The organism is Streptomyces sp. NPDC107575 (genome assembly GCF_055657265.1).
The window spans coordinates 405,778-422,728 of sequence record NZ_JBVKBG010000007.1 but is presented as its reverse complement, the minus strand read 5'-3'; the positions used below and the strand labels follow the sequence as shown (position 1 = coordinate 422,728).

General features: G+C 71.7%; 15 protein-coding genes. 2 read left to right on the top strand and 13 right to left on the bottom strand.

The window, feature by feature from the left end; genetic code table 11:
* Positions 1 to 15 precede the first annotated feature (15 nt).
* The 3 genes from ACZ7L4_RS34375 to rpe form a co-directional block, all read right to left on the bottom strand.
* Positions 16 to 315 (bottom strand): barstar family protein, encoded by a 300-nt coding sequence (locus tag ACZ7L4_RS34375; RefSeq protein ID WP_472108691.1) that lies wholly within the window; start codon positions 313 to 315, stop codon positions 16 to 18.
* A gap of 159 nt (positions 316 to 474) precedes the next feature.
* Entirely contained in the window at positions 475 to 1,458 is a 984-nt protein-coding gene (locus ACZ7L4_RS34370; RefSeq protein WP_472108831.1) for a sugar-binding transcriptional regulator, read from the bottom strand.
* A 210-nt stretch (positions 1,459 to 1,668) separates the two neighbouring features.
* Positions 1,669 to 2,355: a ribulose-phosphate 3-epimerase gene (gene rpe, locus ACZ7L4_RS34365; protein ID WP_385763103.1), complete on the bottom strand. Its 687-nt coding sequence runs from the start codon at positions 2,353 to 2,355 to the stop codon at positions 1,669 to 1,671.
* 163 nt (positions 2,356 to 2,518) lie between these two features.
* Between rpe and ACZ7L4_RS34360 the strand changes: the two genes are divergently transcribed.
* Positions 2,519 to 4,654 carry an MMPL family transporter gene (locus ACZ7L4_RS34360; protein ID WP_472108690.1) on the top strand — a complete coding sequence of 712 codons (2,136 nt, stop codon included), beginning with the start codon at positions 2,519 to 2,521 and terminating at the stop codon, positions 4,652 to 4,654.
* Positions 4,655 to 4,711: 57 nt separating this feature from the next.
* On the opposite strand, the gene ACZ7L4_RS34355 is transcribed toward ACZ7L4_RS34360, so the two are convergent.
* Positions 4,712 to 6,142, bottom strand: a complete 1,431-nt coding sequence (locus ACZ7L4_RS34355; RefSeq protein WP_472108689.1) for an RsmB/NOP family class I SAM-dependent RNA methyltransferase — start codon at positions 6,140 to 6,142, stop codon at positions 4,712 to 4,714.
* A gap of 128 nt (positions 6,143 to 6,270) precedes the next feature.
* Entirely contained in the window at positions 6,271 to 7,200 is a 930-nt protein-coding gene (gene fmt, locus ACZ7L4_RS34350; RefSeq protein WP_472108687.1) for a methionyl-tRNA formyltransferase, read from the bottom strand.
* 282 nt (positions 7,201 to 7,482) lie between these two features.
* Between fmt and ACZ7L4_RS34345 the strand changes: the two genes are divergently transcribed.
* Positions 7,483 to 8,052: a hypothetical protein gene (locus ACZ7L4_RS34345; protein WP_472108685.1), complete on the top strand. Its 570-nt coding sequence runs from the start codon at positions 7,483 to 7,485 to the stop codon at positions 8,050 to 8,052.
* A gap of 235 nt (positions 8,053 to 8,287) precedes the next feature.
* Here the strand turns inward: ACZ7L4_RS34345 and ACZ7L4_RS34340 are convergent, their stop codons facing one another.
* The 8 genes from ACZ7L4_RS34340 to ACZ7L4_RS34305 all read right to left on the bottom strand — a co-directional run bounded on the left by ACZ7L4_RS34340 (position 8,288) and on the right by ACZ7L4_RS34305 (position 16,882).
* Complete coding sequence (locus ACZ7L4_RS34340; protein ID WP_472108683.1) at positions 8,288 to 10,459, bottom strand: primosomal protein N'; 2,172 nt, start codon at positions 10,457 to 10,459, stop codon at positions 8,288 to 8,290.
* Positions 10,460 to 10,580: 121 nt separating this feature from the next.
* Positions 10,581 to 11,789: a methionine adenosyltransferase gene (gene metK, locus ACZ7L4_RS34335; protein ID WP_399235351.1), complete on the bottom strand. Its 1,209-nt coding sequence runs from the start codon at positions 11,787 to 11,789 to the stop codon at positions 10,581 to 10,583.
* Positions 11,790 to 12,080: 291 nt separating this feature from the next.
* Positions 12,081 to 13,301, bottom strand: a complete 1,221-nt coding sequence (coaBC, locus tag ACZ7L4_RS34330; RefSeq protein ID WP_472108682.1) for a bifunctional phosphopantothenoylcysteine decarboxylase/phosphopantothenate--cysteine ligase CoaBC — start codon at positions 13,299 to 13,301, stop codon at positions 12,081 to 12,083.
* A gap of 105 nt (positions 13,302 to 13,406) precedes the next feature.
* Positions 13,407 to 13,679, bottom strand: coding sequence for a DNA-directed RNA polymerase subunit omega (rpoZ, locus tag ACZ7L4_RS34325; RefSeq protein ID WP_385763087.1), 273 nt, complete (start codon positions 13,677 to 13,679; stop codon positions 13,407 to 13,409).
* 35 nt (positions 13,680 to 13,714) lie between these two features.
* The gene (gene gmk, locus ACZ7L4_RS34320) at positions 13,715 to 14,272 is read right to left on the bottom strand and encodes a guanylate kinase (RefSeq protein ID WP_385763085.1); all 558 of its coding nucleotides are present in this window, start codon (positions 14,270 to 14,272) and stop codon (positions 13,715 to 13,717) included.
* Between the two features lie 72 nt (positions 14,273 to 14,344).
* Positions 14,345 to 14,668 (bottom strand): integration host factor, encoded by a 324-nt coding sequence (locus tag ACZ7L4_RS34315; RefSeq protein ID WP_026246651.1) that lies wholly within the window; start codon positions 14,666 to 14,668, stop codon positions 14,345 to 14,347.
* A 265-nt stretch (positions 14,669 to 14,933) separates the two neighbouring features.
* Complete coding sequence (gene pyrF / locus ACZ7L4_RS34310; RefSeq protein ID WP_472108680.1) at positions 14,934 to 15,782, bottom strand: orotidine-5'-phosphate decarboxylase; 849 nt, start codon at positions 15,780 to 15,782, stop codon at positions 14,934 to 14,936.
* Positions 15,779 to 16,882 (bottom strand): quinone-dependent dihydroorotate dehydrogenase, encoded by a 1,104-nt coding sequence (locus tag ACZ7L4_RS34305; RefSeq protein ID WP_472108678.1) that lies wholly within the window; start codon positions 16,880 to 16,882, stop codon positions 15,779 to 15,781. Before ACZ7L4_RS34305 ends, pyrF begins: the two co-directional genes overlap by 4 nt.
* Between the last annotated feature and the right edge of the window lie 69 nt (positions 16,883 to 16,951).

Sequence of the window (16,951 nt, the reverse complement as noted above, 5' to 3'; positions counted from 1 at the left end):
GTCCGGCCTGGATGATCATCCAAGCTCGAAGCGGATCCGCGCGGCCGACGCCTGTGCGAACACCTCACGGGCGATCGCCCACTGCTCCGGCTGCGCCGCCTCGAACCCGGCCCACCCGCTCACGACGACGACGAGCTCCTCGCCCTCGGAAACCCCGGGCAGCTGCCCCGGATCACCGAGGACGTCGGCGAGGGCATCCCAGTTCCGCCCGAACCACGCCGGCAGCTCGAGCACGTCGACACACCGGTCCATGAACCCGCCCTTGTCGACCACCCCACGAAGCTCAAGCCACCGCTCACCCACTGGGTCCTCCACGATCGAGCCCTTTCAAGCCCCGGCGCCGACCGAGCATTTTCAAGCCCGGCGCCGGTCCAGCCATCCAAGCCCGGCGCCGATCGAGCCAATTCAAGCCCCGCTGGCGATTGAGGCGCGGGGCCCGGGGCAGAGCCCCGCGACGTCAACCCCGGTCGACCGTCACACCCCGTCCGGATCCGCCCGCTGCAACGCCGGCTTCGGCGCCGCCCCGGCCGCCAGCAAGAAGTCCGCCGCGGCGGTATCGGTGACCAGCGACGTCACAAGCCCCGACCGCAACACCGCATCAATGGCGGCAGCCTTCCGCTGACCACCCGCGATCGCCACGACCTCCGGTATCCGCCGAAGCCGATCCGCCTCGACGGTGATGCACCGCTCCCCCAGATCCCGCCCGACCCGACGCCCCTGCGCATCGAAAAGGTGCGCGGACATCTCAGCGGCGACACCAAGGGACGCATAGTGTGCGCGCTCCTCGTCGCTCAGCATGTCGTGCACGGTCGAGATCCCCGGCTCCCAGGAGCCGATGGACACGCACGCGACGGTGACCTTGTCGAAGTACTCGAAGGCGCGGGCGATCCCCGTCTGATTGCGCAGCGCCGCCGCCGTCGCGGCGTCCGGCAGCAGCATCGGCGCGTAGATCGGGTGCGCGTCGCCGCCCGACACCTGCGCCGCACGCCGTACCGCCTCCACGGAGCCGCGCTCCGCGGTCCCCGCGTCGTACACGCCCGTCAACTGGACCACCGTGCACGGCGGAAGCCGGTCGAGGGCGGCCGCCATGTGGATGGTCGAGCGGCCCCACGCGAGGCCGAGCACATCGCCCTCGGTGACCAGCTCGCCCAGCAGATCGGCCGCGACCTCGCCCAGGTTCTCGGGGTCGGGCGACTCGTCGACCTCGGCCGGCGACTCGACCACGACCGCGTGCCGCAGCCCGTAGCGGGCCCGCAGCGCGTCGGAACGCTCGGCGTCCAGCTCGGCAGGGACCCGGATCTCGATGCGTACGAGATCCCGCTCGAGGGCCGTCTCGAGGACCCGCGCCACCTTGAAGCGGCTCACGCCGAACTCCTCGGCGATCTGGATCTTGGACTTGTTCTCGAGGTAGAAGCGACGGGCCATGGCCGCCGCCTGCACCAGCTCCGCGGGTCCCATCCGCAGGGCCGCCCGTCCCGCCGATGATGCGGACACGGCGTTCTCCTCACTTCTCTTACGTCACGAAACTTCTCTTAAGTCATGAATTCGACTGCTGCTCATGAATCGACTCACGAATCAACCGCTGCACACAACCTGGATACGCCGTTCATCCTTGCAGATCCGACGCGGTTGATCAGCCCCGATGGGCGCCGTTCATGTACCGGTGGCTCAGTGGTCGCACGCCCAGGCCGCGGACGCCGTGGCGCCCTCCGCCTGGGTGCGCAGTGCACGTACCGCCTCCGCCGGATCCTTCGCCCCGTAGACGGCCGAACCGGCCACGAAGACGTCGGCGCCCGCCTCCGCGCACCGCTCGATCGTCGCGGCGGACACTCCGCCGTCGACCTGCAGCCAGAGCTCCAGACCGTGCTTTCCGATCAGCTCACGGGTGCGGCGGATCTTGGGCAGCATGATGTCCAGGAACGCCTGCCCGCCGAATCCCGGCTCAACCGTCATGATCAGCAGCATGTCGAGCTCGGGCAGCAGATCCTCGTACGGCTCGATCGGCGTCGCCGGCTTCAGGGCCATCGAGGCGCGGGCGCCCTTGGCGCGGATCTCGCGCGCGAGGCGGACGGGGGCGGCGGCGGCCTCCGCGTGGAAGGTGACGGACCCGGCACCCGCTTCGACGTACTGAGGGGCCCAGCGATCGGGGTCCTCGATCATCAGATGGCAGTCCAACGGGGTGTCCGTCGCGCGCGCCAGCGACTCTACGACCGGAACCCCGAGGGTCAGGTTCGGGACGAAGTGGTTGTCCATGACGTCGACATGGAGCCAATCGGCGCCTTCGGCGGCCTTTGCCTCGTCGGCAAGGCGGGCGAAGTCCGCGGACAGGATGCTGGGGTTGATCTGCACGGCCATGACCCAAGCGTGCCATGCCCGGGGCCCCCGCTCCGCCTCGGTACGTCCCCATACCCGAGACCGATACCGAGCCGTGCCCGCCCGTGCCATTCTTGGCGGCTCGCAGGAGGGGCCGGCCCGAGGCCCCGGGGGAAGCACCGCGCACGACGCAGCGGGGGACGCCATGGCGGACGAGCAGAGCACGGTGAGCACGACGCCCGGACGCCGCGGTGTCGCGTGGCTGGTGTGCGGTCGGCGCAGCAAGTGGCTGGTGCTGCTGCTGTGGCTGGTGGTCATCGTCGGCACGGCGCCGCTCGCCCAGAAGCTCACCGACGCCCAGGACAACGACGCGCAGTCCTGGCTCCCCGGCTCCGCGGAGTCCACCCAAGTCCTCGACCTCTCCAAGGACTTCAGGCCGGAGACCATCCCCGCCGTGGTCGTCTACGCGCGCGAGGGCGGGCTCACCGTCGCGGACCGGGCCCGGATCGCCAAGGACGTCACCGAGATCAAGCAGCTGACGGCTCACGGGGTGCGGGGCACGGAGACCCGCGGCCCGCTCCTCGACAAGCGGCCGGGCCCCTCGGCCGCCCAGGTCTACGTCCCGATCACGATGGACGCGAAGGGCTGGGAACGGATCGCGCCCGCGGTGGACTCCATCCGCGACAAGGCCGGTACGTCGGCGGACGGGCTTCAGATCCACATCACCGGTCCCGGCGGCACCTCGGCGGACTTCTCCGAAGCCTTCGAGGGCATCGACTCGACCCTCCTCTTCTCCGCCCTCGGCATCGTGATCGTGATCCTGCTGTTCACGTACCGCAGCCCGTCCCTGCTGCTCGTGCCGGTGCTGAGCGTGGTGGCGGCCCTGTTCACGGCGCAGGCGCTGATCTATCTCCTCGCCCAGCACGCGGGGCTCACCGTGAACGGGCAGAGCGCGGGCATCCTCACCGTCCTCGTGTTCGGCGCGGGGACGGACTACGCGCTGCTGCTCGTCGCCCGCTACCGCGAGGAGCTGCGCAGGCACGAGGACCGGCACGAGGCGATGGCCCTCGCCCTGCACCGGGCGGGCCCCGCGGTGCTGGCGTCGGGCGCGACGGTCGTCCTGAGCATGCTGGTCCTGCTGACGGCCGACATGAACTCGACGCGCGGCCTCGGCCCGGTCGCCGCGATCGGCGTGGCCGTCGCCCTGCTCGCGATGCTGACGCTGTTCCCGGCCCTGCTGGTGATCTTCGGGCGCTGGCTGTTCTGGCCGGTGATCCCGCATGTCGGCTCGCCGGAGCCCACCGAGCGGGGCGTATGGGCGCGCGCCGGGCGAAGGATCGCGCGCCGCCCGCGCGTGGTGTGGATGGCGACGGCGGCGGCGCTCGCGCTGCTCTCCCTCGGCCTGATCCAGCTGAAGGCGGCGGGCATCAGCAACGCCGACTCGTTCACCGACAAACCCGACTCGATCGTGGGACAGGAGATCTCGGCGGAGTACTTCCCCGCGGGCACCGGCGACCCGCTGGTGATCGTCGCGAACCAGGCGCGAGGCGGGGAGGTGCGGCGCGCGGTCGCCACGACGGAGGGCGTCGTGCGCGGCAGCATCGGCGTACCGCCGAACACCAGGCCTGCGGCGGACGGCCGGATCCTCTTCGAGGCGACGACGACCGCGCCTTCCGACAGCCAGGCCGCCAAGGACACGGTGGACCGGGTGCGGGCCGCGGTGCACGACGTGGACGGCGCGGAGGCGAAGGTGGGCGGCGGAACGGCGGCGCTGCTCGACATGGACCGGGCGACCACGCACGACAACAAGCTGGTGATCCCGCTGGTCCTGGTGGTCGTCCTGCTGATCCTCGGCCTGCTCCTACGGGCCCTGGTGGCACCCCTGTTGCTGATCGGGACGGTCGTCCTGTCGTTCGCGGCGGCCCTCGGCATCAGCGCGCTGGCCTTCCGGCACCTCTTCGACTACGCGGGCGAGAGCACGGACTTCCCACTCTTCGTCTTCGTGTTCCTGGTGGCACTCGGTATCGACTACAACATCTTCCTCACGACCCGCATCCGTGAGGAGGCCGCACGCCAGGGCACGCGCCCCGGCGTCGTCACGGGCCTGGCCGCGACCGGCGCGGTGATCACGTCGGCGGGCCTGGTCCTCGCGGGCACCTTCGCGGCCCTCGGCACGCTCCCCATGGTCGCCTTCGCGGAGATCGGCTTCGCGGTGGCGGTGGGCGTCCTCCTGGACACGTTCGTGGTCCGTTCGATCCTGGTGACGTCCCTCTTCCTGGACGCGGGAGGAAAGGTCTGGTGGCCGAGCCGGTCCGGCCATTCAAGCCCCGCCGGCGATTGAGGCGCGGGGTCCGGGGCAGAGCCCCGCGACCGCACCCCCGTCCCACCGCAACAAGACCTACGCGGTACGCCGAATCAACGCCAAATACATCGCATCGGTCCCATGCAGATGCGGCCACAACTGCACATCCGGCCCCTCCCCCAACGCCGGCACCCCCTCCAACAACGGCCGCGCATCGATGAGTTCGGCCCCCGCGACCTGCTTCAGCACATCGCTCACGACCGCCCGCGTCTCCGCGAGATGCGGCGAGCACGTCGCGTACCCCACGACACCACCCACCCGCACGGACTCCAACGCCTTCCGCAGCAGGCCCCGCTGGAGGGGACCGAACCCCTCCAGGTCCTCGGGACGCCGCCGCCACCGCGCCTCCGGACGCCGCCGCAGCGCGCCGAGCCCCGTACAGGGAACGTCCATCAGGATCCGGTCGAACGTCTCAGGGCCCCACGGCGGCCGCGTCCCGTCTGCGGCGATCACCTGGTACGGGCCCGGGTTCCCGGCCAGCGCCTTCGCGACGAGCCCGGCCCGGTGCGGCTGCTTCTCGGAGGCGAGCAGCGTCGCGCCCCGCTCGCTCGCGAGCCCGGCCAGCATGGCCGCCTTGCCGCCGGGACCGGCACACCCGTCGAGCCACTTCTCGTCCCGCCCCTCGATCGGAGCGTTCGCGAGTGCGATGGCGACCAGCTGGCTTCCCTCGTCCTGCACTCCGGCCCGCCCCGACCGCACGATGTCGAACGAGCCCGGCTCACCGCCCTCGGCGAGCCGCACGGCGTACGGGGACCAGCGCCCGGGAAGCCCCGACTCCTCGCCCACCTCGGCGAGTACGGCCTCGGCGGTGGCCCGCCCGGGCCGCGCCACGAGCGTCACCTCGGGCCGCTCGTTGTCGGCCTCCAGGAGATCCTCGATCCCGGCACGCCCGCCACCCAGCGAGTCCCACAGGGCGGAAACAACCCATCGCGGATGCGAATGCACCACAGCCAGATGGTCGTCGGGATCCTCGTCGTACGGCGGCGCGACCCGCTCGACCCACGCGTCGAGATCGGCTTGCGAGACCTTCCGCAGCACCGCGTTGACGAACTTGGCGCGCCCGTCACCGAGCACGACGCGCGCCAGCTCGACCGACGCGGACACGGCGGCGTGGGTCGGGATGCGCGTGCCGAGCAGCTGATGGACGCCGAGGTTGAGCACATCCAGAACCGGCGGGTCGACCTCCCGCAGCGGCCGGTCGATGCACGCCGCCACGATCGCGTCGTACGTCCCCTGCCTGCGCAGCGTCCCGTACACGAGCTCGGTCGCCAGCGCGGCGTCCCGACCGTCGAAGTCGCCCTTCTCGCGGGCCTTGCGCAGCAGCGGCGGCAGCACGAGGTTCGCGTACGCGTCCCGCTCGTCCACCGCGCGCAACGCCTCGAAGGCGAGGATGCGCACGGGGTCCTTCTTGGGACGACGGTGGGGCTTGCCGGGCTTACGAGGGGGCCGGCCGGGCTGGTCGCTCAAAGGTGCTCCGCTGCTGGGATCGTACGGGCGCTACGCACGGGTCGTACGCCGGGATGAACCCTCCCAGGGTACGTCCCGGCGCCGACAGCGGACCTCGTGGGCCCGTCAGCCCAAGGCGTGCGGGCTCGTCAGCCCAGGGACTCCCCCTCGGCGATCCGGGTGCCCCGCGCCCAGTCCGCCGCGGCCATCGGCTTCTTGCCCTGCGCCTGCACCCAGAGCAGCTCGACGGCGTGCGAACCGGTGCCCACGTAGAGGTTCTTCTTGCCCGCGCTGATCTCGCCGGGCGCCAGATCGGTGCGGTCGGGCGCGAGGACGGCCGTGCGCACCTTGAGCCGCTCGCCGCGGAACTCGGTCCAGGCCCCCGGCGCGGGCGTGCAGCCGCGGACGACCCGGTCGACCCGGAGGGCCGGCGCGTTCCAGTCGATCCGGGCGTCGTCCACGGTGATCTTCGGCGCGAGCGTGACGCCGTCGGCGGGCTGCGGCACTGCCTGCACCGCACCGTCCTCGATTCCGTCCATCGTCGCGGAGAGCAGTCCGGCGCCCGCGAACGCGAGCCGGGTGAGCAGGTCGCCGCTGGTGTCGGTGGCACGGACCGCCTCGGTCACCGTCCCGTACACGGGCCCGGAGTCGAGCCCCTCCTCGATGAGGAACGTGGACGCGCCGGTGATCTCGTCGCCCGCCATCACCGCGTGCTGCACGGGCGCGGCGCCCCGCCACGCGGGCAGCAGCGAGAAGTGCAGATTGACCCAGCCGTGGGCGGGCACGTCGAGCGCGACCTTCGGGAGCAGCGCCCCGTACGCGACGACCGGGCAGCAGTCGGGGGCGATCTCGCGCAGCCTCGCCAGGAACTCCTCGTCGCGCGGCTTGGCCGGCTTGAGCACCTCGATACCGGCCTCCTCGGCCCGCTGGGCGACCGGGCTCGCGACCAGTCGACGGCCGCGCCCCGCCGGCGCGTCGGGCCGGGTGACGACCGCGGCGACCTCGTGCCGGTCGGAGGCGATCAGGGCGTCCAGGGCGGGAACGGCGACCTCGGGGGTGCCTGCGAAGACGAGCTTCATCGGTGGCGTACAGCCTCTCGGGGCAGGGGCACGGGCAGCGCACCAGTCTATGGGCGCCGTCCGGCGGGCGCGTACGGGGCGCACGTCGTGACGTGCGCCCCTCGCATATGCGGATACGCCCGAACAGCGTGACCCCACACCGGATGGCGCGTTGGTCAAGAAAGAGTTGACCAGTCAATGGGCCGCAATCAGTCATCCGTCATCGCTCACTCGTCTTCTTCGGTGTCGCTTGACGCGAGCGTGGCCCGATCCTTTTTCATCGCCGGTTCGAGAGGCTTGTTCATGGCCGACCACGCAACCCACGACGCCCAGGCACGGGCCAGCCTGCATCTTCTTGTGCGGGACATCGAGCGGGTCCGCCGTCAGGTGGACGCACTGCGCACCCTCACCGCACAGCTGGGCAACGTCTACCGCCCGCGCCGCTCAGGCCCCTCCGCGGGGTTCGTCGTCTACGGGAGGGCGCCCGCCCCCACCGTCCGTCTCGCCCAGGAACTGCGCGACAGCGTCGAGACGTTGGTCACCGCAGCCGTGGACTTCGACCGTTCGCTGGGGTTCTCGTGGGACGCGGTGGGCTCCGCGCTCGGCGTCACCAAGCAGGCGGTCCACCGCCGGTACGGGGCCCGCAGGGCGGTCACCCAGGCAGCGGCCGAGGCCGAGCGCGGGGCCGAGGCCCCGGCGTCACCGGCGCCCGCCGTGCCGTCCTCGGCGGGGGCCCCGCGGCCCACCGTGCCGATGGGAGCGGGCCCGTTGGTACCCGCCGCCCGCGCGCTGCCCACGCAGCCGACGGCCGTCACCACCGGCCTGCGCGACGACTCGCGGCCCAGCGCCTTCCCCGGCCCGCGCCACGGCTGAGCCGCCGCTCCACACACGTCTGCCTCCCCGTGCGCACCTGGCGCCCGGGGAGGCAGACGTGTGTGGCACAGGGTGTCCGACATGAGGCGATGGGCACCGCGTTCGGCCGCGACGCCGGTCGAGCTGCGCGCAACCCTCGTTCCTGGTGGCCTTCGGCCGCCCCCGCCCTGGGCACCCCGCCCCCCCCCACGACGACAAGAGCCGCCCCGCCTTGGGCAATCTGCCGCGCAGACGCTCAGCCGATGTCCAGCGGATCCACCCGCACCCGTACCGGCTCCCCGGCCCCCCGGGCCATCCGCGCCGCCTGCGCCTGCTTCAGGGCGCGGGCGAGCACGGCCCCGCTCCCCGGCGGCACCCGCACAAGCACCCGCTCCCACTCCTCCCCGACCATGGGGTATCCCCTGCTCGAAGAGCTTGGGGAAGGCCCCCCGCCCCGCCGCGCCCCACCCGGTATCGCCGAAGGCACCGGCACGGGCCCCAACACCTCCGCGTCCCCCGGAAGTTCCACCGCCCCCATGAACCCGGCGACCGCCTCCGCCGGCCCGGTGACCGCCGCCATCCGCGACACCGGCGGAAACCCGAGCTCCGCCCGGTCCGCGAGCTCCCGCACCGCGTGCCCCACCGGATCCCACCGCACCAGCGCCTGCACGGGCCGCAACGTGGGCTCGGCGACCACGACCACCGCACCCCCCACCTCCTGCGGCCGCACCAGCGCGGACGCCGCGATCCACCGCCGCAGCGCCTCCTCCCCCGCCCGCAGATCGGCCCGCCCGAGCATCGCCCACCCGTCGAGCAGCAGCGCCGCCGCGTACCCGCCCTCGGCGACCGGCTCGGCCCCCGGCGTGCTCACGACCAGCGCGGGCGTCCCCGGCACCGTGTCGAGCACCTGCTCGCGCCCCGACGTCCGCACCGGCACGGTGGAGAACGCCCGCCCCAACTCCTCGGCGGTGCGCCGCGCCCCGACGACCTGCGCCCGCAACCTCGTCCCCCCGCACTCGGCGCACTGCCAGCGCCCCTCCTCGCGCCCGCACCAGCCGCACGCGAGCACCCCGGTCGCCTCCCGCGCCTCCAACGGCCCCGCGCACTGCCGGCACCGGGCGGGCTCCCGGCACCGCTGACACGCGAGCCGCGGCACGTACCCGCGCCGCGGCACCTGCACCAGCACCGGGCCCTCCCGCAGCGCGTTCCGCGCGACCTCCCACGCGAGGCTCGGCAGCCGGGCGGCCCGCGCCGCCTCGTCGCGCGCCACGTCGCGGTCCCCCACGGTGCGTACGAGCGGAGCGACCCGCCGTACGACGTCGCGCGGTGCGCTCACGGCGGCGGCCCAGCCGCTGCGCACGAGCTGCGCCGCCTCCACCGTGCAGCTCCAACTCCCCAGCAGGAACGCGCACTTGTCCCGCGTCGCCCGCAGCTCCAGGACCTCCCGTACATGCGGGAAAGGGGCGTGGTCGTCGCTGTGGTGCTGGTCCCCGTCCTCCCAGACCACCACGAGCCCGAGATCGCGCACGGGCGCAAACATGGCCGCCCGCGTCCCGACGACGGCCCGCACGGCACCCCGCCGCACAGCCAGCCACTCGGAGTACCGCCGCTGCTGACCGGCATCGGCCGTCAGCAGCGCATGCTGTCCCTCCCCCAACTCCTCCCGCAGCGCCGCATCGACGCGCGCCGCCAGCCGCACGGTCGGCACCACGACCAGGGCCCCCCGCCCCGAAGCCAACGTCGCCCGCACGGCCCGCGCGATCTCGTCGGCCCACTCGGGCCCGGGCAGCGCCGTCCACACCGCGCGGGGCGCGCCGCCCGCCGCCAGCGAGGCCACGAAATCGACCCCCCGCTCGTACCGCTCCCAGGAACCGGCCTCGGGAGCCCCCGGCGGCGCGGGCGGAGCGGCGAACTCCCGGGCCTCGGCCTTGGCATGACGCGGCGGAATCGCCAGCTGCAGCACATCGGCGAGGCTCCCCGCGTACCGATCGGCGACGGCCCTGGTCAGCCCGAGCAGCTCCGCGTCGAGCACCGGTTCGGGCGACACGACCTGCGCAAGCGCGGCCAACGGCCCCTGATACTCGGCCTCGGCCACCCGCTCGACCAGAAACCCGTCGATGAGACCGCCGCCTTCGCGCCGACCGTCCCGCACGTTCCGGTTCCCCGCGCCGAACCGCACCCGCACCCGCACGCCCGGCTGCGCGGCGGCGTCCAGCTCCTTCGGCACCGCGTACTCGAAGTACCGGTCGAGATGCAGCACCCCCTTGTCGACGAGCACCCGCGCCACCGGCAGCTCGTCCGCCAGTGCCGCCCCCCGCCACGTCCGCGGCTTGGCCTTCGGCACCTTCGCAGCCCGCACGCTCTCCCGGATCAACGCAAGCTGCTCCGGCTCCCCGCCCTCGTCGCCCCTGTCGTTCTCGCTGCTCACACGTGCATTCCTACCAGAGCGCACTGACACCGGGCCCGGTCGGCGAAGGCCGGGAAACGCCGAAGGGCCCGGCCCTCCCGAGGGAGAACCGGGCCCTTCGGACCGATCAAAGGCTCAAGGCCTACAGGCCCGCGGCCTTGCGCAGCGCGTCCACGCGGTCCGTCTTCTCCCACGTGAAGTCGGGCAGCGCGCGCCCGAAGTGGCCGTAGGCGGCCGTCTGGGAGTAGATCGGGCGCAGCAGGTCGAGGTCGCGGATGATCGCGGCCGGGCGGAGGTCGAAGACCTCGGAGATCGCGGCCTCGATCTTGTCCGTGTCGACCGTGGCCGTACCGAAGGTCTCCACGAAGAGACCGACCGGCTCGGCCTTGCCGATCGCGTACGCGACCTGGACCTCGCAGCGCGCGGCGAGACCCGCGGCCACGACGTTCTTGGCGACCCAGCGCATCGCGTACGCGGCCGAGCGGTCGACCTTGGACGGGTCCTTGCCGGAGAAGGCACCGCCGCCGTGGCGGGCATAGCCGCCGTACGTGTCGATGATGATCTTGCGGCCGGTCAGACCGGCGTCGCCCATCGGGCCGCCGATCTCGAAGCGGCCGGTCGGGTTGACCAGCAGGCGGTAGCTCTCGGTCTCCAGCTTGATGCCGTCGTCGAGCAGCGCCTTCAGCTCCGGCTCCACCACGAACTCGCGGATGTCGGGGGCGAGCAGGGAGTCCAGGTCGATGTCGCTCGCGTGCTGCGAGGAGACCACGACGGTGTCCAGACGGACCGCCTTGTCGCCGTCGTACTCGATGGTGACCTGGGTCTTGCCGTCGGGACGCAGGTAGGGGATCGTCCCGTTCTTGCGCACCTCGGACAGGCGGCGCGAGAGGCGGTGCGCGAGGTGGATCGGGAGCGGCATGAGCTCCGGCGTCTCGTCGCACGCGTAGCCGAACATCAGGCCCTGGTCGCCCGCGCCCTGCTTGTCGAGCTCGTCCTCGTCGCCCTCGACGCGCTTCTCGTACGCCGTGTCGACGCCCTGCGCGATGTCGGGCGACTGCGAGCCGATGGAGACCGAGACGCCGCAGGACGCGCCGTCGAAGCCCTTCTTCGACGAGTCGTAGCCGATCTCGAGGATCTTGTCGCGCACGAGCTGCGCGATCGGCGCGTACGCCTTCGTGGTCACCTCGCCAGCGACGTGCACGAGGCCGGTGGTGATCAGCGTCTCGACGGCGACGCGGGACGAGGGGTCCTCGCGCAGCAGCGCGTCAAGAATGGTGTCGCTGATCTGGTCAGCGATCTTGTCGGGGTGACCCTCGGTCACGGACTCCGAGGTGAACAGGCGACGGGACACAACGCTCCCTGTGGTTGCAGCGGCTGCTGGCTGATCATTTGACGGTTGGTGCGGGGGGCTGCGCCCGGCACCGTCCTGGAACAGTTTATCGGTCGTACTCGCCCGCCGGTCCACGTGTCTCGCCCAATGGGAGTGCTGTGACCTGCGACACCGCATTCTGCGATACGACGATCGCTCTTCGGAAGGGTACTGCTCGCCCGAAAATGGCGTGTTTTCCGGGTTTCCCTGCGCCAAACGCGTCAGATGTGAATTTCACGTACCGGTGAGGTTCCGCGCGTGTTCGGCCAAGGTTCAGCCCGCCGCCGGAGGCGCGAGCCGCCGCGCCGTCTCGTCCCAGATGCGGTCGGCGAGTGCTTCCTTCGGGCCGTACGGGACCGGTGTCTCGTGCCCGTCGGAGCCCAGGATCACGGCCTCGTTCTCCTCGGAGCCGAAGGTCTTGCGCTCCCCCACCTCGTTGACGACGAGCAGGTCGCAGCCCTTGCGGGTGAGCTTGGCGCGGCCGTTGGCGAGGACGTCGTCGGTCTCCGCGGCGAAGCCGACGACGACCTGTCCCGGGCGGGCACGGTCCGCGGACAGCTCGGCGAGGATGTCCGGGTTGCGGACGAGGGCGATCGGCGCGGGCTCCTCGCCGTCCTTCTTCTTGATCTTCCCGGTGGCGTACGCCTCGGGGCGGAAATCGGCGACGGCGGCGGCCATGACGACCGCGTCGGCGTCGGCGGCCGCCTTGAGGGCCGCCTCGCGCAGCTGCACGGCCGTCCCTACGCGGACGACGTCGACGCCCGCCGGGTCCGGCAGGTCCGCGTTCGCGGAGAGCAGCGTGACGCGGGCGCCGCGGGCCGCCGCCGTGCGGGCGAGCGCGTAGCCCTGCTTTCCGGAGGAGCGGTTGCCGAGGAAGCGGACCGGGTCGAGGGGCTCGCGGGTGCCGCCGGCACTGACGACGACGTGGCGCCCGGCGAGGTCCTGCGGGGCGTCGCCGCGGGCAAGGACCCGGCGCGCGTACTCGAAGATCTCGATCGGGTCCGGGAAGCGGCCCTTGCCGGTGTCGACGCCGGTGAGGCGGCCGACCGCCGGCTCGATGACGAGGGCGCCGCGGCGGCGCAGCGTGGCGACGTTCTCCTGGGTGGCCGGGTGCTCCCACATCTCGGTGTGCATCGCGGGGGCGAAGACGACCGGACATCGGGCGGTGAGGAGCGTGTTGGTGAGGAGGTCGTCGGCGAGGCCGTGGGCCGCCTTGGCGAGCATGTCGGCGGTGGCGGGCGCGACGATCACCAGGTCCGCGTGCTGGCCGATGCGCACGTGCGGCACCTCGTGGACCGAGTCCCACACCTCGGTGGAGACCGGGTTGCCGGAGAGCGCCGACCAGGTCGCGGCGCCGACGAAGTGCAGGGCCGAGTCGGTCGGCACGACGCGCACGTCGTGGCCGGCCTCCGTCAGCCGTCGCAGCAGTTCACACGCCTTGTAGGCGGCGATTCCGCCGCTGACCCCCAGAACGACCTTCGGCTTCGACGACACCGGCTCTCCCCTGACTTCGCTGCGTACGAGGAAACGTACGACTCCATGACACACCACAGGCCCGACAGCGGCGCTGCCGGGCCTGAAGTACCGAGACTACGAGCCTTACTGAACCGGGCCCTCGATGGCCTCGGAGGTCAGCAGACCCGCGTTGATCTCACGAAGGGCGATCGAGAGGGGCTTCTCGTGGACGTGCGTGTCCACCAGCGGGCCGACGTACTCGAGCAGGCCCTCACCGAGCTGCGAGTAGTACGCGTTGATCTGGCGCGCGCGCTTGGCGGCGTAGATGACCAGGCTGTACTTCGAGTCGGTGGCCTCGAGGAGCTCATCAATCGGCGGGTTGATGATGCCCTCGGGCGCGGTGATGGTAGAGGACACTCTCTGCCTTCCGATGGGGTAAAGACTGCTAAAGATCAAAGAACTTTCATCAAGGCTAGCAGCTCGGCGGCCACGCCCTCGACGGAGGTGTTGACAAGCGTGGTGTCGAACTCCGACTCGGCGGCGAGCTCCACCTTGGCGGCCCCGAGACGGCGCTCGATGACCTCCGGCGCCTCCGTACCGCGCCCGGTGAGCCGGCGGACCAGCTCCTCCCAGCTCGGCGGGGCCAGGAAGACCAGCTGCGCCTCGGGCATCGATTCCCGGACCAGGCGAGCACCCTGGAGGTCGATCTCGAGCAGCACCGGCTCCCCCGCCTCCAGGCGGTCGAGCACGGCTCGGCGCGGGGTGCCGTAGCGGTTCCCCGCGAACTCGGCCCACTCGAGGAGCTCACCGTTGGCGATCAGCTTGTCCATTTCCTCGTCGGTGACGAAGAAGTACTGGACACCGTGCTGCTCGCCGGGGCGCGGCTTGCGGGTCGTGGCCGACACCGAGAGCCAGACCTCGGGGTGTTCCTTGCGCATATGGGCGACAACCGTGCTCTTGCCGACCCCCGAGGGGCCGGAGAGCACGGTCAGCCGCGGACGTTCACTCATGCAGCGATTATTCCAGTTGTTCCGGAGTGCCCGGACCAGCCCCGGGAATCAGCCCGGGGCGGTCGGGGTCACTCAGGCGCCGGTGCTGCCGAACTCGCGCTCCAGGGAGGCGATCTGGTTGGAACCGAGACCGCGCACCCGGCGGGATTCGGAGATCCCGAGCCGCTCCATGATCTGCTTGGCGCGGACCTTGCCCACGCCCGGCAGGGACTCCAGGAGGGCGGAGACCTTCATCTTGCCGATGACGTCGTTCTCCTGGCCCTGCTTGATGACCTCGTGGAGGGAGGCGCCGGAGTGCTTGAGTCGATTCTTGACCTCGGCCCGCTCCCGGCGAGCCGCGGCGGCCTTTTCGAGCGCGGCTGCGCGCTGTTCAGGGGTAAGGGGCGGAAGAGCCACGCCTACGTCACCTCGGATGTCGAACTGTCGGATACGGACCGGTGAGGAACCTAGTCGCCCCACACCTGGGGAGCAACGAACAACCCGCTGGCGTGCAGTTGACCGTTGACTCTCGACGGAGACTAGCGGGCATGGCCGCCAGAGTCAGCGAGAACAGACGAAAAGTCCTGGTCAGCCTCTGTCGAGCCGTACATTCTGGACAAATCGACCGCTAAACAGGACAGGATTCGGACGCAAAACCCAAGGTCGGCACGGAGTGCCACCCTTAAACCTCGCGCGAAACCGCTTCCCTGACCTCGTCCGCGAACCGTACGGAGGCGTCCCGCAGGGCCGAGACCGAGGGTCCCGCCTTGAGGACTCCACGGCTCACGTTCGGTACGACATGGCGCACGGCGGCGCCGAACACCGACGGAAGATCGGCGGCGGTGGCACCCTGCGCCCCGATGCCGGGGGCGAGGAGCGGGCCGTTGATGTCGAGCTCGTACGAGGACAGATCGCCCAGCGTCGCGCCGACGACCGCGCCGAAGGAGCCCATGGGCGTCTCGCCCGCGTTCTCCTCGGCGAGGTGCCCGAGCATCGTCGCCCCTACGTTGCGGCCGTCGGCGCGCACCGCGTGCTGGACCTCGCCGCCCTCGGGGTTCGAGGTCAGCGCCAGGACGAAGAGTCCCGCCCCGGACTCGCGGGCCAGGTCGACGGCCGGCTTCAGGGACCCGTAGCCCAGGTACGGCGAGACCGTCAGGGCGTCCGAGAACAGCGGGGAGTCCTTGCGCAGGAAGGCCTCCGCGTACGCGGCCATGGTGGAGCCGATGTCGCCGCGCTTGGCGTCCATGACGACGAGGGTGCCGGCCTCGCGCAGGTCCGCGACGGCCCGCTCCAGGACGGCGACACCGCGCGAGCCGAAGCGCTCGAAGAACGCCATCTGCGGCTTGACCACGGCGACGGTGTCGGCCATGGCCTCGACGCACGCGCGCGTGAAGGCCTCCAGGCCCGCGATGTCGTCGCTGAGGCCCCAGGAGGACAGCAGGGCGGCGTGCGGGTCGATGCCGACGCAGAGCGGGCCGCGCTCGTCCATGACGCGGCGCAGGCGGGCGCCGAAGGGCTCGAGGTCGGTCATGCGGACACCTTCTTCGTGTCGGCGCCGATCGCGTCGGCGAGCGTGGCGTAGGGGGAGTCGCGCAGGCGGGCGGCGAGGCCCTTGTGGATCGCGCGGGCGTAGCAGGGGCCCTCGTAGATGAAGGCCGAGTAGCCCTGGACGAGGGTGGCACCGGCCAGGATGCGCCGCCAGGCGTCCTCGGCGTTCTCGATGCCGCCGACGCCGACGAGGGTGATCCGGTCGCCCACGCGCGCGTAGAGGCGGCTGAGCACCTCCAGGGAGCGCTCCTTGAGGGGGGCGCCGGAGAGGCCGCCGGTCTCGTTCACGACGTCGCCCTTGGTGGCGAGGCCCTCGCGGGTGATCGTCGTGTTCGTGGCGATGATGCCGTCGAGGCCGAGCTCCACGGCGAGGTCGGCGACCGCGTCGACGTCCTCGTCCGCGAGGTCGGGCGCGATCTTCACGAGGAGCGGGACGCGGCGGCTCTTGACCGTGCGGTCGGCGGCCTCGCGCACGGCGCTCAGGAGCGGTCGCAGCGACTCCGTGGCCTGGAGGTTGCGCAGGCCCGGGGTGTTCGGCGAGGAGACGTTCACGACGAGGTAGTCGGCGAACGCGGCGAGGCGCTCGGTGGACTTCACGTAGTCGGCGGCGGCGTCGGCCTCCGGCACGACCTTCGTCTTGCCGATGTTCACGCCCACCGTGGTCTTGAAGACCGGGTTGCGGGAGGCCAGACGGGCCGCCACGGCCAGCGAGCCCTCGTTGTTGAAGCCCATGCGGTTGATGAGCGCGCGGTCCTGCACGAGGCGGAAGAGGCGCTTCTTGGGGTTGCCGGGCTGGGCCTCCCCGGTGACGGTGCCGATCTCGACGTGGTCGAAGCCGAGCATCGACATGCCGTCGATCGCGACGGCGTTCTTGTCGAAGCCGGCGGCGAGGCCGAAGGGGCCGTGCATACGCAGGCCCAGGGCCTCCGTACGCAGCTCCTTGTAGCGCGGCGCGAAGTACGCGGCCACGAAGGTGCGCAGAACGGGTGTGCGGGCCGCGAGGCGGATCCAGCGGAAGGCCAGGTAGTGGGCCTTCTCGGGGTCCATGCGCTTGAAGACGAGGTTGAAGAACAGCTTGTACATGCCTGAAGTCCTATAGGTCCTCACGAGGCGGTGGCCTCATGAAGAGGGGGACACCGGTGTGGTGTCCCC

Excerpts from the sequence above, each read along its gene's own strand:
- ACZ7L4_RS34370 (WP_472108831.1), bottom strand. The coding sequence starts at position 1,458 with ATGGGACCCGCGGAGCTGGTGCAGGCGGCGGCCATGGCCCGTCGCTTC.
- ACZ7L4_RS34305 (WP_472108678.1), bottom strand. The coding sequence starts at position 16,882 with ATGTACAAGCTGTTCTTCAACCTCGTCTTCAAGCGCATGGACCCCGAG.
- fmt (WP_472108687.1), bottom strand. The coding sequence starts at position 7,200 with ATGAAGCTCGTCTTCGCAGGCACCCCCGAGGTCGCCGTTCCCGCCCTG.
- pyrF (WP_472108680.1), bottom strand. The coding sequence starts at position 15,782 with ATGACCGACCTCGAGCCCTTCGGCGCCCGCCTGCGCCGCGTCATGGAC.
- ACZ7L4_RS34360 (WP_472108690.1), top strand. The coding sequence starts at position 2,519 with ATGGCGGACGAGCAGAGCACGGTGAGCACGACGCCCGGACGCCGCGGT.
- rpe (WP_385763103.1), bottom strand. The coding sequence starts at position 2,355 with ATGGCCGTGCAGATCAACCCCAGCATCCTGTCCGCGGACTTCGCCCGC.
- ACZ7L4_RS34345 (WP_472108685.1), top strand. The coding sequence starts at position 7,483 with ATGGCCGACCACGCAACCCACGACGCCCAGGCACGGGCCAGCCTGCAT.
- gmk (WP_385763085.1), bottom strand. The coding sequence starts at position 14,272 with ATGAGTGAACGTCCGCGGCTGACCGTGCTCTCCGGCCCCTCGGGGGTC.